The organism is Nocardioides sp. HB32, assembly GCF_054058995.1.
The window spans coordinates 3,141,192-3,155,959 of sequence record NZ_JBSSBS010000001.1 but is presented as its reverse complement, the minus strand read 5'-3'; the positions used below and the strand labels follow the sequence as shown (position 1 = coordinate 3,155,959).

The 14,768-nt window shown below is 70.6% G+C and carries 19 protein-coding genes; 9 read left to right on the top strand and 10 right to left on the bottom strand.

Annotated elements, in window-relative coordinates:
* The first annotated feature begins 123 nt into the window (after positions 1-123).
* From ACVW2K_RS15955 to ACVW2K_RS15945, 3 genes are all read left to right on the top strand, one after another.
* Positions 124-582: an SRPBCC family protein gene (locus tag ACVW2K_RS15955; RefSeq protein WP_028638244.1), complete on the top strand. Its 459-nt coding sequence runs from the start codon at positions 124-126 to the stop codon at positions 580-582.
* The gene (locus tag ACVW2K_RS15950) at positions 579-947 is read left to right on the top strand and encodes an ArsR/SmtB family transcription factor (protein WP_231496250.1); all 369 of its coding nucleotides are present in this window, start codon (positions 579-581) and stop codon (positions 945-947) included. The genes ACVW2K_RS15955 and ACVW2K_RS15950 overlap by 4 nt, the downstream gene beginning before the upstream one ends.
* A gap of 65 nt (positions 948-1,012) precedes the next feature.
* Positions 1,013-1,399: an SRPBCC family protein gene (locus tag ACVW2K_RS15945; RefSeq protein WP_457203179.1), complete on the top strand. Its 387-nt coding sequence runs from the start codon at positions 1,013-1,015 to the stop codon at positions 1,397-1,399.
* Positions 1,400-1,525: 126 nt separating this feature from the next.
* Here the strand turns inward: ACVW2K_RS15945 and ACVW2K_RS15940 are convergent, their stop codons facing one another.
* Complete coding sequence (locus ACVW2K_RS15940; RefSeq protein ID WP_457203178.1) at positions 1,526-2,089, bottom strand: dihydrofolate reductase family protein; 564 nt, start codon at positions 2,087-2,089, stop codon at positions 1,526-1,528.
* Between the two features lie 94 nt (positions 2,090-2,183).
* On the opposite strand from ACVW2K_RS15940, the gene ACVW2K_RS15935 reads away from it, so the two are divergent.
* Positions 2,184-2,588, top strand: coding sequence for an MmcQ/YjbR family DNA-binding protein (locus ACVW2K_RS15935; protein WP_036570810.1), 405 nt, complete (start codon positions 2,184-2,186; stop codon positions 2,586-2,588).
* Positions 2,589-2,634: 46 nt separating this feature from the next.
* On the opposite strand, the gene ACVW2K_RS15930 is transcribed toward ACVW2K_RS15935, so the two are convergent.
* The 6 genes from ACVW2K_RS15930 to ACVW2K_RS15905 are packed head-to-tail and all read right to left on the bottom strand — an operon-like array spanning position 2,635 to position 6,815.
* On the bottom strand, positions 2,635-4,986 hold the full coding sequence (locus ACVW2K_RS15930; RefSeq protein WP_457203177.1) for an ATP-binding cassette domain-containing protein: 2,352 nt from the start codon (positions 4,984-4,986) through the stop codon (positions 2,635-2,637).
* A gap of 4 nt (positions 4,987-4,990) precedes the next feature.
* Positions 4,991-5,218: a hypothetical protein gene (locus ACVW2K_RS15925; RefSeq protein WP_457204080.1), complete on the bottom strand. Its 228-nt coding sequence runs from the start codon at positions 5,216-5,218 to the stop codon at positions 4,991-4,993.
* Between the two features lie 10 nt (positions 5,219-5,228).
* Positions 5,229-5,639 carry a VOC family protein gene (locus ACVW2K_RS15920; RefSeq protein ID WP_457203176.1) on the bottom strand — a complete coding sequence of 137 codons (411 nt, stop codon included), beginning with the start codon at positions 5,637-5,639 and terminating at the stop codon, positions 5,229-5,231.
* Between the two features lie 5 nt (positions 5,640-5,644).
* Complete coding sequence (locus ACVW2K_RS15915) at positions 5,645-6,094, bottom strand: helix-turn-helix transcriptional regulator (protein ID WP_028638253.1); 450 nt, start codon at positions 6,092-6,094, stop codon at positions 5,645-5,647.
* Between the two features lie 2 nt (positions 6,095-6,096).
* Complete coding sequence (locus ACVW2K_RS15910) at positions 6,097-6,435, bottom strand: hypothetical protein (protein ID WP_457203175.1); 339 nt, start codon at positions 6,433-6,435, stop codon at positions 6,097-6,099.
* The gene (locus ACVW2K_RS15905) at positions 6,432-6,815 is read right to left on the bottom strand and encodes a hypothetical protein (protein WP_457203174.1); all 384 of its coding nucleotides are present in this window, start codon (positions 6,813-6,815) and stop codon (positions 6,432-6,434) included. The genes ACVW2K_RS15910 and ACVW2K_RS15905 overlap by 4 nt, the downstream gene beginning before the upstream one ends.
* Before the next feature lie 223 nt (positions 6,816-7,038).
* Here ACVW2K_RS15905 and ACVW2K_RS15900 point away from each other — a divergent pair, with 223 nt between their 5' ends.
* Positions 7,039-7,194, top strand: coding sequence for a hypothetical protein (locus ACVW2K_RS15900; protein ID WP_457203173.1), 156 nt, complete (start codon positions 7,039-7,041; stop codon positions 7,192-7,194).
* 76 nt (positions 7,195-7,270) lie between these two features.
* On the opposite strand, the gene ACVW2K_RS15895 is transcribed toward ACVW2K_RS15900, so the two are convergent.
* Positions 7,271-8,941 carry an alkaline phosphatase D family protein gene (locus ACVW2K_RS15895; protein WP_457204079.1) on the bottom strand — a complete coding sequence of 557 codons (1,671 nt, stop codon included), beginning with the start codon at positions 8,939-8,941 and terminating at the stop codon, positions 7,271-7,273.
* Between the two features lie 32 nt (positions 8,942-8,973).
* Between ACVW2K_RS15895 and ACVW2K_RS15890 the strand changes: the two genes are divergently transcribed.
* Positions 8,974-9,378 carry a hypothetical protein gene (locus tag ACVW2K_RS15890; RefSeq protein WP_155992176.1) on the top strand — a complete coding sequence of 135 codons (405 nt, stop codon included), beginning with the start codon at positions 8,974-8,976 and terminating at the stop codon, positions 9,376-9,378.
* Positions 9,379-9,388: 10 nt separating this feature from the next.
* Here the strand turns inward: ACVW2K_RS15890 and ACVW2K_RS15885 are convergent, their stop codons facing one another.
* Entirely contained in the window at positions 9,389-10,405 is a 1,017-nt protein-coding gene (locus ACVW2K_RS15885) for a zinc-dependent alcohol dehydrogenase family protein (protein WP_457203172.1), read from the bottom strand.
* Positions 10,406-10,519: 114 nt separating this feature from the next.
* On the opposite strand from ACVW2K_RS15885, the gene ACVW2K_RS15880 reads away from it, so the two are divergent.
* Complete coding sequence (locus ACVW2K_RS15880) at positions 10,520-12,046, top strand: helix-turn-helix domain-containing protein (RefSeq protein ID WP_457203171.1); 1,527 nt, start codon at positions 10,520-10,522, stop codon at positions 12,044-12,046.
* A gap of 142 nt (positions 12,047-12,188) precedes the next feature.
* Here ACVW2K_RS15880 and ACVW2K_RS15875 read toward each other — a convergent pair whose 3' ends face one another.
* On the bottom strand, positions 12,189-12,461 hold the full coding sequence (locus ACVW2K_RS15875; RefSeq protein WP_457203170.1) for a zf-TFIIB domain-containing protein: 273 nt from the start codon (positions 12,459-12,461) through the stop codon (positions 12,189-12,191).
* Between the two features lie 68 nt (positions 12,462-12,529).
* Here ACVW2K_RS15875 and ACVW2K_RS15870 point away from each other — a divergent pair, with 68 nt between their 5' ends.
* Both ACVW2K_RS15870 and ACVW2K_RS15865 read left to right on the top strand, forming a co-directional pair.
* Positions 12,530-13,321: a glycerophosphodiester phosphodiesterase gene (locus tag ACVW2K_RS15870; protein WP_051549413.1), complete on the top strand. Its 792-nt coding sequence runs from the start codon at positions 12,530-12,532 to the stop codon at positions 13,319-13,321.
* Positions 13,318-14,682: an MFS transporter gene (locus ACVW2K_RS15865; protein WP_457203169.1), complete on the top strand. Its 1,365-nt coding sequence runs from the start codon at positions 13,318-13,320 to the stop codon at positions 14,680-14,682. Before ACVW2K_RS15870 ends, ACVW2K_RS15865 begins: the two co-directional genes overlap by 4 nt.
* The last annotated feature ends 86 nt before the right edge of the window (positions 14,683-14,768 follow it).

The window sequence follows — 14,768 nt, the reverse complement described above, 5'->3', positions numbered from 1 at the left end:
GTCCGGAAGGCTATGCGGCCAAAACCGTCCGGAAACCGGTCTGGACACATCCTGCAACCCACGGTTGCACATCAGGACGGAATGACCTAGCGTCACATGCAACCAAACGTTGCAGGAGGAGCCATGGAGTTCGGGACCATCGAGCGGGAGATCCACATCGACGCGACCCCCGAGGTCGTGTTCGAGGTGGTCAGCAGGCCGGAGCACGTGCGGGAGTGGTGGCCGGACGAGGCGCACTACGAGGCGGTGCCCGGCGCCACGGGGGAGATCGTGTTCGGCGACCCGGACGCCGGCGGGGGAGCGGCCCGGCTGACCGTGCTGGAGGTCGACCCGCCGCGGACCTTCACGTTCCGCTGGACGCATCCTGCGGGGGAGGCGGCGGCGGAGGGCAACTCGCTGCTCGTCACGTTCGAGCTGGTGCCGAGCGGGACGGGCACGCGGCTCAGGCTCACCGAGACCGGCTTCCGGGAGATGGGTTGGGAGGCCGCTGTCCTGGAGGAGCAGTACCGCGAGCACGAGACCGGGTGGGACCACTTCCTGCCGCGCATCGCGCCGTACGTCGCCTCTCTGGACCCGCGGTGAGCGCCGTGCTCGGCGCCGTCGACGACGACCTGTGGTCGGCGATCGGCGACCCGACGCGCCGGCGGCTGCTGGACCTGCTGCTGGTGGGCGAGGGGACCGCGACCTCCCTCAGCGCGGAGCTGCCGGTCACCCGCCAGGCGGTGGCGAAGCACCTCGGCGTGCTCGACCGGGTCGGGCTGGTGCGGGGAACGCCCGAGGGCCGGGAGCGGAAGTACCGCGTCGACGGCGTGCAGCTCGCGGTCGCGGTGGCGCAGCTGGAGTCGGTCGGCTCCGCCTGGGACGCGCGGCTGCGGCGGATCAAGCGGATCGCGGAGGCGGTCCAGCGGGCGCAGGACTCCCAGGACGTACAGGACGAGAAGGAGTGATCGAGATGGTGGACATCCTGCACAGCGTCGGCGTGAAGGCGCCGGCACCCGAGAAGGTGTAAGACGTGCTGACGACGATCGACGGACTGGCCGGCTGGTGGACGGAGGAGACGTCGGGCGACGGCGACGCCGGCGGGACCGTTGCCTTCCGGTTCGGGGACAAGGGCGGCTTCGACATGGAGGTGCTCGAGGCGGTGCCCGGCAAGAGCGTGTCCTGGCGCGTCGTGGACGGGCCGCCGGAGTGGGTCGGCACGACGATCGACTGGCAGCTGCGCCAGGACGGCGACTGGACCAGGATCCTGTTCGCCCACCGCGGCTGGGCCGAACCCGTCGAGTTCATGCACCACTGCAGCACCAAGTGGGGCACCTTCCTGATGAGCCTCAAGGCGCTCGTGGAGACCGGGCAGGGGGCACCGGCGCCGCGGGACGTCCGGATCACGGACTGGGACTGATCCCTTCGTATGTTGACATAATGTCAGTTATCGGCGATATCCGTTGAGCGCGATACGCAAGCCCGGGCGGCCAACTTCGTGGTGACCTACGGATCCTGACGGCTCTGGAGCCATCGGTTCAGGTCCTCAGCGTCTGGTCTCGTACCTGGTGAGCACCACGCCGTCGGGAAACGTCCGGGTCTCCACGAGGTTCAGGTCCACCCAGTTGTCCAGGGCGGCGAAGAACGGCGTCCCGCCCCCGATCAGGACCGGTGCGGTGGCGAGCACGTACTCGTCGATCAGCCCAGCCCGCATGGCCGCCGCGGCGAGGGCAGCGCCGCCGATGTCCATGGGGTCACCGTCCTCGGCCTTGAGCCGGGTGATCTCGGCGACCGGGTCGCCGGTGACCAGGCGGGCGTTCCAGTCGACCGTGCTGGTCGTCGAGGAGAACACCACCTTGGGCATGGCCAGCCAGCGGCCGGCGAACTCGATCTCCGCCGGATCGACGCCGGGTTGCTGCGCGGCGGTGGGCCAGTGCGAGCTCATCGTCTCCCACAGCCGACGCCCGTACAGCGCCAGGCGCGCCGGACCCACCCGGTCGGACCACCACTGGAACAGCTCGTCGCTCGGCACGGTCCAGCTGATGTCGGCGCCGGGCGCGGCGATGTAGCCGTCCAGGCTCACGTTCATGCCGTAGGTCAGTTTCCGCACGGCGTCAGCCTTGCAGATGTTCGTCGTCCTGCCGAGGTCCCGGAGCGTCACGAGCTGCGCGGCTCGGGGCGTCCGTGCTGACTACCGTGGTGTCGTGGCCCACCCACCGACGTACGACGAGGGCCCGGCCCTCGCGCGGCTCCGGGAGATCGCACTGGCGCTGCCGGACGCGGCGGAGAAGCTGTCCCACGGCAGCCTGGCCTTCTACACGACCAAGGTGTTCGCGTACTTCGGCGGCAGCGAGAAGGTCGGCGACGGCCACATCCGCCACCGGTCGTCCGTGCTCGTCCGGGCCGATCCGATCGAGCTGCCGGCGCTGCGCGAGTCCCCCACGTGCTACCTGCCGATGTACCTCGGCGTCGCGGGCTGGGTCGGCGTCCATCTCGACCGCGACCCGGACTGGGACGAGGTCGCCGAGCTCGTCGAGACGTCCTACCGCCTGACCGCCGGCCCTCGCCGGGTGCAACGTCTGGATGCGCCTCGCGGTGGTACTCCCTGACGAAAATGCTCTCCGTACGGCGTGTCGCAGGTAGTTGAGTCAGGGACTACCTCGACGTCACGTACGCAGCCAGGTGCTGGCCGGTGAGGGTCGAGCCGTCGGCGACGAGAGCAGCGGGCGTGCCCTCGAACACCACGCGGCCGCCGTCACGGCCGGCGCCCGGGCCGAGGTCGATGATCCAGTCGGCGTGCGCCATCACCGCCTGGTGGTGCTCGATCACGATCACGGACTTGCCGGAGTCGACCAGGCGGTCGAGCAGGGCGAGCAGGTGGTCGACGTCGGCCAGGTGCAGGCCGCTGGTCGGCTCGTCGAGGACGTAGACGCCGCCCTTCTCCCCCATGTGCATGGCGAGCTTGAGCCGCTGGCGCTCGCCGCCGGAGAGGGTCGTCAGGGGCTGTCCGAGCCTCAGGTACCCGAGCCCGACGTCCTCGAGCCGCTCGAGGATCGACGCGGCGGCCGGCGTCCTCGTCTCACCCGAGGCGAAGAACTCGTGGGCCTCGGCGACCGGGAGGTCGAGCACCTCGGCGATGTTCAGCCCGCCGAACGGCAGCTCCAGCACCGCGGCCTGGAACCGCTTGCCCCCGCAGTCCTCGCACGGCGTCGCCACCGTCTCCATGAAGCTGAGCTCCGTGTAGATCATCCCGTTGCCCTTGCAGGTCGGACAGGCACCCTCGGAGTTCGCCGAGAACAGCGCCGGCTTGACGCCGTTGGCCTTGGCGAACGCCTTGCGGATCGGCTCGAGCAGGCCGGTGTACGTCGCCGGGTTGGACCGTCGCGACCCCTTGATCGCGCCCTGGTCGACGTAGACGACGCCTTCCTCGGCGCTGATCGACCCGTGCACCAGGGACGACTTGCCCGAGCCGGCGACGCCGGTGACCACGCACAGGACGCCCAGCGGCACGTCGACGTCGACGTCCTGGAGGTTGTGCTCGGTGGCGCCGCGGATCGCCAGCTGTGCCGAAGGGGAGCGTACGTCGCCCTTCAGCCGCGCCCGGTGGCTGAGATGCCGTCCCGTGAGGGAGTCGGAGATCCGCAGGCCCTCGACCGTGCCCTCGAAGCAGATCGTCCCTCCCCCGGTGCCGCCCCCCGGGCCGAGGTCGACGACGTGGTCGGCGATCGCGATGGTCTCCGGCTTGTGCTCGACGACCAGCACCGTGTTGCCCTTGTCGCGGAGGTCGAGGAGGAGCTTGTTCATCCGCGCGATGTCGTGGGGGTGCAGGCCGACCGTGGGCTCGTCGAACACGTAGGTGACGTCGGTGAGCGCCGACCCGAGGGCGCGCACCATCTTGGTCCGTTGCGCCTCTCCCCCGGACAACGTGCCCGAGGGCCGGTCGAGCGAGAGGTAGCCGAGGCCGATCTCGACGAAGGAGTCGAGCAGCCGCCGCAGCCCGTCGACCAGGGGCGCGACTCCGGGGTCGTGGACGCCGCCCAGCCAGGCAGCCGCGTCGGTGATCTGCATGGCGCAGACGTCCGCGATGCTGACGCCGTCGATCTTCGACGAGCGCGCCGACTCGTTGAGCCGGGTGCCCTCACAGGCCGGGCAGGTCTTGAACACCGCCGCCCGCTCCACGAACGCCCGGATGTGCGGCTGGAGCGAGTCGACGTCCTTGCTGAACATCGACTTGCGGATCTTCGGGATCAGCCCGTCGTAGCTGACGTTGATGCCCTTCGCCTTGATCCTGGTCGTCTGCTTGTACAGCAGGTCGTGGCGCTCCTTCTCGGTGTAGTCCTTGATCGGCTTCCTCGGGTCGACGAACCCGGACTCGATGTAGGTCGCCACGAGCCAGCCGTCCGCGGTGTAGCCCGGCACCAGGATCGCGCCCTCCACCAGCGACTTCGACTCGTCGATGATGACGGAGAGGTCGAGGTCGGAGACGGTTCCCCGGCCCTCGCACTCCGCGCACATGCCGCCGAGATAGACGGCGTCCTTCACGATCTTCTTCTCGCCCTTGGGTCCGGTCATCACGCCGCTGGCTCGCGTGGTCGGGATGTTGAACGAGAACGCCGTCGGCCCACCGATGTACGGCGTCCCGAGGCGGCTGAAGAGCGAGCGCAGCATCGCGTGGGCATCCGTGACCGTACCCAGCGTCGAGCGTGGGTTGGCGCCGACGCGATCCTGGTCGACCAGGATCGCGGTGGTGAGGCCCTCGAGCGCGTCGACGTCGGGCCGGGGCAGGCTCGGCATGAAGCCCTGCACGAAGGTCGAGTAGGTCTCGTCGATCAGCCGCCGTGACTCGGCCGCGATGGTGCCGAACACCAGCGAGCTCTTCCCGGAGCCCGAGACGCCGGTGAACGCGGTCAGCCGGCGCTTCGGGATCTCGACGCTGACGTCCTTGAGGTTGTTGACGCGGGCGCCGGTGACCCGGATCAGGTCGTGGGAGTCGGCGGGCTCGGCCATGCGGTCAATCCTCCGGGAGTGCGGCGAAGGCCTTCTTGGTGTCCTTGTACCAGCCCATCCCCTTGAGGGGGTGCTTCCAGCGGCCCTTCATGTCCTTCAGGGCCGCCTCGTGGTCGGTCTGTCCGTCGGCGACCGCCTCGCGCAGGTGCTTGTCCTGCGCCTTGATCACGTCGTCGGCGGTCTCGCCACGCAGCCGCAGGTCGCAGGCGCCACCGAGCTGGGCGCACGTCATCGTCTTCACCTCAGCGCACCTCCTGGATCCGGACCATGTTGCCGGCGGGGTCGCGGAAGGCGCAGTCGCGGATGCCGTACGGCTGCTCGGTCGGCTCCTGCACCACCTCGGCGTCGGTGGCCTGGACGCGGTCGAAGGCGGCGTCGAGGTCGTCGGTCGCGAGCATGATCCAGCCGTAGGTGCCCTTGGCCATCATCTCCCTGACGGTGACGCGCTCCGCGTCGGTGATGCCGGGGTTCGCGGCAGCCGGCCCGAGCAGGATGCAGGTCTCGGGCTGGTTCGCCGGGCCGACCGTGATCCAGCGCATGGTGCCGCTGCCGACGTCGGTCCGGACCTCGAAGCCGAGGGCGTCACGGTAGAAGGCCAGCGACGCCTCGGGGTCGTCGTGCGGCAGCGCCGCGGTGTGAATGGTGATGTCCATGGGACTCACGCTAGTAGCGGGTCCCGGACCGACGCTTCTCGATTCCTGACCGGTCTGGTGACCTGCTTGACGACGCACTGCGGGATCCCGGCGACGTCGTCCGCGGCCCGCCGCCGGTACTCGCTTGGTGGCATCCCGACGAGCTCGGTGAAGCGGGTGCTGAACGTGCCCAGCGACTGGCAGCCGACCTGGAAGCACACCTCCGTGACGCTCAGGTCGCCACGGCGGAGCAGTGCCATCGCCCGCTCGATCCTCCGGGTCATGAGGTAGCTGTACGGCGACTCGCCGTACGCCGCCTTGAACTGGCGGCTCAGGTGCCCGGCGGACATGTGCACGTCGAGCGCCAGCGCCTCGACGTCGAGCGGCTGGGCGTACTCCCGGTCCATCCGGTCGCGCACCCGACGCAGGAGCGCTAGGTCGCGGAGCCGCTCGGCCTCGCCCGATCTGCTGGTCACTCTCAGATCCTGCCACCGGTCACGTCGCGCATCACGATGTCCACCGTGAACGGCGCGGTGTGCGCGCGGGGCAGCCCGCGCGACGGAGGAGCCACGACGCGGAGGGTGCGCTCGGTCAGCCGGTTCCCCGAGGGGACGGAGAACCGGAACCAGCCCGTACGCCGGGTCGGCTCCTTCGCCAGGCGGTGCCACTCCCCCGGGCCGGTGCGCTGCTCCAGCAGCAGCGTGCGCGGAGCGCCCGCCACGACCGCGTGCCCGTGCACCGGGAACCAGTCGTCGATCGGCACCGTCGCCGGGGCGTGGGCGGTGAGGGCAGCGGCCACGACGAGCGCCGCGATCACGACAGCTTGTCCTCGCAGCCCGAGGCCGCGTCGGTCGCCTCGTTCACGACGTAGCCGCCGGAGGTCGTGCGCACCGCGGACACCCACCAGCCGTCGCCCTCGACGTTGGTGATCACCACGGCCGCGGGGTCCTTGTCACCCTGGTCCTTCACGGTCCAGCCCTCGTCGGGCGGTGCCTGGTCGAAGCCCTCGTGCGAGCCGAGCCAGACCTCCATCGCCTGGATCGGGGTCTTCGCGCCGTCCTGGTCCAGGGAGGCGTGGTACGCCTGCCCGGTGCAGTCGTCGTCCCCGGAGCAGCCGGTGGCCAGGATCCCGGTCAGGAGCAGGGCCAGGAGCACGGGGAGCAGCAGGCGCGCGCGGGAGAACACGGTCCACAGCATGGGCCACGCCTGCCGCGACGTCCGGCAGGTCGGACACCCGTGGCCCGGACGGGCCATCCGGTGACCACCCGTCCGGGGCATTGTCCCGGAAACACCGCACAGGGTGCCGACAGCTTCCTTACCGTCGATGGGCGATGTATCCGACGGCTTCGGCTGATCTCCTCAGGGAGTAAGGATCATCGCCCAGGGGGGCACCATCCAGAGAGCGAGAGGAGGTAGAACCATGTGGGACACCGTCCAGACGAACGGCCAGCACCTGACGCACGACATGCCGTGCCCACATTGCGGCCACGCCCTCCACACCTACCTCGACTGTGGGGACGGGTGTGACTGCGTGCCGCTGCGGCCGAGCAAGTACGCCGTGGTCGTCTCCGTCTGATCACAGGATCCACCCGTTCGATCCTCTCCCAGACCCCTCACCAGGAGCGTCGGCGAGGGCGCAGCGTCTCGGCGCCTCAGCCGACGGGGTCGACGGTCGCCACCCGCTTGAGCACGGGCAGTTCCGGGCGACCGTCGACCTCCCCGGCCACCCACCACATGCGCAGTCCGGCGGGCGCGAGCTCGAGGACCGCCAGGTTGTTGTCGTACCAGGGTCCCTGGGTCACCGTCCACCGGAGTGGCTCCAGCGGCACCCGGCCGGACAGCGACATCAGCCGGCCGAGCAGGCCCGTCACCCGCTTCGAGGCGCCCGCGGTGAACCGCTGCATCACCTTCGGCAGCGGGTTGCGGATCGGCGAGCACACCGCCTGGAGGATCCGGCTGGCCACCATGCCGTCGCGCGGCCACGCCTCCGCGACGTAGCTGTGGTGCACGTCGCCGGACAGGAAGGTCACCGTCCGCGGCGGCCGGCCGCGCTTGCCGGAGGCGACCTCCAGCACGATGCCGGCCAGGTCGCGGAACCCGTGCTGGAACGCCGCCCAGTGCTCCAGGTCGGCGCGCTCCCGGGCCGTCTCGCCCAGCCACCGGCCCGGTGGGCCCCAGGCGCCCTCGGCGATCGACTCGCTGAACGACTCGATGTGGTGCAGCCCCGGTGCGAGCAGGAACGGCAAGGAGGTCCCGATCAGCAGGTGGTCGACGTCGCCCTGCAGCTGCTCGTCGACCCACGCCAGCGCGGCGTCGTCCAGCATCGACCGCTGGTCCGGCTGCAGGACCCGCGCGGCCCGCGAGTCGACCACGACCAGCCGGGCCTGGGTGTCGAAGTCCCGCGCGAAGCTCCAGCGGTAGGAGTCGGGGTGCGCGTCGGCGGCGTCGGCGAGCGCGTCGAGCTCGACGGTGATGTCGAGCTCGTCCTCGCCGTCGTAGGTGGTGATCCGCTGCCACAGCTCGTCGCTCGCCCGGTCCTCGGGGGCCAGGTTGCCCAGGTGCTGGTAGACCCAGTAGGAGCCGAGCCCGCCGACGATCCGGTCGTGCCACCAGCCGGTCGCGTCCATCTGCTGCTTCCACGACCAGCTGGTGTTCCAGTCGTCGCGGATGTCGTGGTCGTCGAAGATCATCGCGCTCGGGAGCGTCGAGAGCAGCCACCGGTTCGCGGGCTCCCCCCACGCGATCGAGTAGAGGTGGGCGTACTCCTCGTAGTCCTTGAGCTCCCACCAGGGAGCCTGCTCGGGGTCGCGTCGCTGCGCGATGAACTCACGCATCTCGTCGCTGGTCTCGTCGGCGTACACCTGGTCGCCCAGGAACAGCACCAGGTCCGGCCAGCGCTCGTCGTCGTCGGACCAGCTCGCGGTCCTCCCCGCCATGAACAGCGCGTACGCGCGAAGCGCGTCCACGCCGAACTCGGCGTTGCCCTCCGCGTCGTGCGGCACGCTGACCCGGCACGACCCGAACGCGAGCCGCAGCGGCTTGGCGTACTCGAGGGTCGGGATCACCGAGGGCGGGAAGTCGGCGAGCTCCGGGTCGTCGGAGGGCCAGGCCCGGGCGCCGTCCACGTCGACGGTGTACTCGGTGTGTGACCCGGGCGGCAGGCCGGTCACCTCGACGAGGGCGTAGTGGTGCCCGTGCGCGGCGAACGTCGGGGCGGATGCGGTGCGCTCCCCCGCGGTGACGGTCACGACGGCGGCGCCGTCCGTCTCGACCCAGATCGTGGCCGAGGTGTCGTCGACGTGGCGGAGGAGTGGCCCGAGCATCAGCACGGTCCCGAACCTAATACCCTTCTCGCATGTCGACTCCCGTGAAGCGCCCGGACGCCACGCCTGCGGTTCCCGTCGCGCCCGCCACCCCGCTCGAGCCGGTGCCGGTGCTGCGCCCGTTCGGCTGGTTGCTCATCGTCGCGGCCTCGGTGGGCCTGATCCTCGCCACCTGGGCTCTCTACCCGATCGACGGGACCGGTATGTGGGCCGGCTACCGCGACGGATTCACCGCCACCGTGGTGCTCGTGTGCGCGATGGCGCTCAACACCTCGCTGCCGAAGCGGCCGCTGCTGGGCGTGGCCGCGCTGGCCGGGATCCTGCTCATCCTGTTCGCGGTGTTCCTCGACGACCCGACGAAGGTCTTCGTCGCCGAGCTCGCCGCGGGTGTGGTGATGCTCGCCGGCGCCATGATCTACGGCGCCGGCGACCGCTGACCCGGTCGGGCTACGGCTCGATCAGCACCTTGATCGCGCGACGCTCGTCCATCGCGCGGTAGCCGTCGGCGACCTCCTCGAGGGGCAGCGTCAGGTCGAACACCAGGCCCGGCTCGATGCGTCCGTCGAGCACCATCGCGAGCAGCTCGGGCATGTACTTGCGCGTGGGTGCCATGCCGCCCGCGAGGCCGATGTTGTCCACGAACATCCGCCGCACCGGCAGCTGCACGCCGTGCGGTGCGCCGACGAAGCCGACCCTCGAGCCGGGGCGGGCGATCTCGTACGCCATCTTCATCGAGTCGTCGGTGCCGACGCACTCGAGCACGGCGTCGGCGCCGACTCCCCCCGTGATCTCCTTGATCGCCTCGACGCCCGCGTCGCCCCGCTCGGCCACGATGTGGGTGGCGCCGAACTTCCGGGCGACCTGCTGGCGCGGCTCGTGCCGCGACATGGCGACGATCGTCTCCGCGCCGAGCTCCCTCGCTGCCAGCACCCCGCACAGGCCGACCGCACCGTCACCGACCACGACCGCCGTACCCCCGGGGCGCACGCCGGCGGACACCGCCGCGTGCCACCCGGTCGGCATCACGTCGGAGATGGTGAGCACCGACGCCAGCAGGTCCTTGTCGGGCACGCCGTCGGTATTCACGAGGCTCCCGTCGGCCTGGGTGACCCGGGCGTACTCGGCCTGGCCGCTCGACGTGAAGCCGAGGTTGTCGCAGGAGTTCTGGGCGCCGAACTCGCAGTGCGGACAGGTGTTGTCGCAGTGGTCGAACGGCACGACGACGAAGTCGCCGGGCCGGAACGCGCGCACCTCGGAGCCGACCTCCTCGATGACGCCGACGCACTCGTGCCCGATGGTGTCCCCGGCCGTGACCGGGTTCTCCCCCCGGTACGGCCAGAGGTCGGAGCCGCAGATGCAGCCCGCCACGATCTTGACGATGGCGTCGGTGGGCAGCTCGATGGTCGGGTCGGGGACGTCGCTGACGCGGATGTCGCGGGTACCGTGGATCGTCGTCGCTCGCATGGCGTCCATCCTTCCAGCCGGAGCCAGCCGACCCGGTGGCACTCCCCCGGACTCGCCCGCGACGACGGGGCCCGGGTGATTGCTTTATCTCACATGTGAGTTACCGTGGATTTCATGAGCGAGGGATACAAGAACCGGATCGGCAACCTCATCCGCGATGCCCGCAAGCACCGCGGACTGACCCAGCACCAGCTGGCCGACCTGCTCGGGACCAGCCAGAGCGCGATCAACCGGATCGAGAAGGGCCACCAGAACCTCTCGCTGGAGATGCTCGCCCGGATCGGGGCGGCGCTGGACTCCGAGATCGTCGCGGTCGGCGCGGGCCCCACCCATCTGCGGATCACCGGGCCGACCTCGCTCTCGGGCGAGATCACCGTCAAGACGTCCAAGAACGCCGGGGTCGCGCTGCTCTGCGCCACGCTGCTCAACCGCGGCCGGACCACGCTGCGCAAGGTCGCCCGGATCGAGGAGGTCAACCGCCTCATCGAGGTGCTCGCCAGCCTGGGCGTGCAGTGCCGCTGGCTCAACGACGACAACGACCTCGAGATCGTGCCGCCCCGCGAGCTCGACCTCGACCACGTCGACGCCGAGGCGGCGCGGCGTACCCGCTCGATCATCATGTTCCTCGGGCCGCTGCTGCACCGGGCGGACGTCTTCGAGCTGCCGTACGCCGGCGGCTGCGACCTCGGCACCCGCACCGTGGAGCCGCACATGGCGGCACTGCGGCCGTTCGGCCTCGAGGTGAAGGCGACCGACGGCAGCTACCACGCGTCGGTCAACCGGGCGATCGAGCCCGGCCGGCCGATCGTGCTCACCGAGCGCGGCGACACCGTCACCGAGAACGCGCTGATGGCGGCCGCCCTGCACCCGGGCACCACCGTGATCCGCAACGCCTCGTCGAACTACATGGTCCAGGACCTGTGCTTCTACCTGCAGCGGCTCGGCGTCGGCGTCGAGGGCATCGGGACCACGACGCTGACCGTCACCGGCCTGAGCGAGATCGACGTCGACGTCGACTACGCGCCCAGCGAGGACCCGATCGAGGCGATGTCGCTGCTCGCCGCGGCGATCGTCACGAAGTCCTCGATCACCGTCCGCCGGGTGCCGATCGAGTTCATGGAGATCGAGCTCGCGCTGCTCGAGGAGATGGGCCTGCAGTACGACCGCTCCGAGGAGTACGTCGCCCTCAACGGTCACACCCGCCTGGTCGACATCACGACCAAGCCGTCCGAGCTGCACGCGCCGCTGGACAAGGTCCACCCGATGCCGTTCCCGGGCCTGAACATCGACAACCTGCCGTTCTTCGCGGTCATCGCCGCCGTCGCCGAGGGGCAGACGCTGCTGCACGACTGGGTGTACGAGAACCGGGCGATCTACCTGACCGACCTGAACAAGCTCGGCGCCAAGGTCAAGCTGCTCGACCCCCACCGGGTGATGATCGAGGGCCCCACGTCGTTCACCGGCACCGAGCTGGTCTGCCCGCCGGCGCTGCGCCCGGCCGTGGTGATCCTGCTCGCCATGCTCGCCTCCAAGGGCACCTCGGTGCTGCGGTCGACGTACGTCATCCACCGCGGCTACGAGGACCTCGCCGAGCGGCTCAACCAGCTCGGCGCCTCCATCGAGACGTTCCGCGACATCTAGCGAAGCGAAGCGGAGCTGGATGTCAGCCGAGTCGGCGCAGTCTTCCCTCCCGCGCGCAGCGCCCCGGGGGAAGACTGCGCCGACTCGGCGCCCTTCGGCTTCCCGGAAGCCGAGAAGCAACCTGAAGTAGCGCCGACCCAGCTCAGTCGAACAGCGTCTCGACCCAGGCCCGCGGCGGGGACTTGCCGGCGGGCGGGGCCGCCATGTCGGCGGTGATCCGCGGCATCGGGGCGGTGTGCTGTCCGGCGTGCCGGTGCCAGTCGCTCTCGGACTCGATGAGGGCTCCGAGGTCCGCGCGCGCGAGGAAGACCCCGTGGCCGTCCGGGCACAGGCTGACCTCGCCGTCGCCCAGGGACGCGCTGAGCGCCCGGGAGACCATCTCGGCGCCGCAACGAGGACAGGTCAAGCTCTCCATACGGTGACGCTACCGCCCCACCGGTCGCACCGCGCGGGCGACCGGCCGGGAATACTGCCCCCGTGGTCATGCGCACCGGGTACGCCTATCTCGACGACCCCGGGCCCGTGCTCGCGTTCGCGCACCGCGGCGGCGCCTACCACCCGGACGTGGAGGGGCTCGAGAACACCCTGGCGGCGTTCCAGCACGCGGTGGAGCTCGGCTACCGGAACCTGGAGACCGACGTCCACGTGACCCGCGACGGCGTGCTGCTCGCGTTCCACGACAGCGTGCTCGACCGGGTGACCGACCGGAAGGGCGAGATCGCGGCCCTCACGCTCGCCGAGGTCCGCGAGGCGCTGGTCGCCGGCCGGGAGGCGGTACCCACGCTGGCCGAGCTGTTCGACGCGTTCCCGACCGCCCGGTTCAACATCGACCTCAAGTCCGAGGGAGCCGTGCCGGTGCTGGCCGACTTCATCGCCGCCCGCGAGGCCTGGGACCGGGTCCTGGTCGGGTCCTTCTCCCGCCGGCGTACGACGCGGTTCCGCGACCTCACCGGCGGCCGGGTGGCGACCTGCGCGACGCCGGCGGAGATCGCGGCGTTCCGGCTGCTGCCGAGCGCCCGCCTGGCCGGCTGGCTCGCCGGCCGGCGGTTCCAGGCGTTCCAGGTGCCGCACCGGCGCGGGCCCGTGACCGTCGTGACGCCCGGGTTCGTACGCCGGGCGCACGCCGCCGGGCGGCACGTGCACGTGTGGACCATCGACGACCCCGACGAGATGCGCACCCTGCTCGACCGGGGCGTCGACGGCATCTTCACCGACCGCACCGACATACTCAGGGACGTGCTGATCGAGCGCGGCCGGTGGAGCGGTGCCCGGTGACCGTCACCCCGTCGACGCCGGAGCGCGTGCGCGAGCAGAAGGCCTGGTACTGGTACGACTGGGCGAACAGCGCCTATGTCACCACCACGGCCGCGGTGCTGTTCGCGCCGTACCTGACCTCAGTCGCGGAGAAGGCCGCCTGCGGCTTCGTCACGGACGAGGACAAGCACCAGAAGTGCACCACCGACCTCCACGTCCTCGGCCTGGGCCTGTCGGCGGGCTCGCTGGTCTTCTACATCGTCACCGCGGCGACCATCCTGTCGGCGATCGTGCTGCCGATCGTCGGTGCCGTGGCCGACCGCAGCGGCAACAAGCCGCGACTGCTGGGCGTCTTCGCGTGGTCCGGCAGCGTCATGGCGATGCTGATGTTCCTCGTGGCCGGCTCGAACTGGGAGCTCGGCGCACTGCTCCTGCTGGTCGCGACGCTGTTCCTCGGGGCCAGCCTGGTGGTCTACGACTCGCTGCTGGTCGACATCGCCGAGCCGGACGACCGGGACCGGGTGTCGTCGCGCGGGTGGGCGCTCGGCTACCTCGGCGGCGGCATCCTGCTCGCGCTGAACTTCGGACTGCTGACCGTCCTGAGCGACCACACCGAGACGGCGGTGCGGATCAGCCTCCTGTCGGCTGGCCTCTGGTGGGCGGCGTTCACGCTGATCCCGGTGCGTGGCATCCGTGCCCGCCCGCCCGTGAACCCGGTCGCCGAGCCCGGCGGACTCGTGCAGGCGAGCTTCGGGCAGCTGTGGCGGACCCTCAAGGACCTGCGCCGCTATCCGGTCACGCTGACGTTCCTGGTCGCCTACCTGTTCTACAACGACGGCATCCAGACGGTGATCTACGCCGCGTCCGTGTACGGCGAGAAGCAGCTCGGCTTCGAGAAGAGCACCGTGCTGCTGGCCTTCCTCGTCGTCCAGTTCGTCGGGATCGCCGGCGCGCTGTGGTTCGGCAGGGTCGCGCGCACCCGGGGCGCGTACCGGGTGATCGTCGTCGGCCTGTTCGTCTGGCTGCTCGTGGTCGTGGGCGGCTGGCTCACCCCCGACCGGAACCTGCCGGCCTTCCTGGTCCTCGCGGTGGCGATCGGCATCGTCCTCGGCGGCACCCAGGCACTGTCGCGGTCCTTCTACAGCCAGCTCATCCCGCGGGGCCGCGAGGCCGAGTACTTCTCGCTCTACCAGGCCTGCGAGCGGGGCACGAGCTGGATCGGCACCCTCATCTTCGGCCTGGTGCACCAGTGGACCGACTCCTACCGGCCGGCGCTCCTCGCCCTCGTGGTCCTGTTCGCGGTCGGCATCGCGTTCCTGCTCCGGGTGGACCCCCGGCGCGGCGTCGAGGAGGCCGGCAACCCGATCCCCCGGGTGATCTGAGAACCGGCTGTGAAACCGGTCTCGCCCACGATTCCCGGAATCTTCGGGGGGCCCGTACCGTTGAAGCGGTTGAGACGTCGACGAAC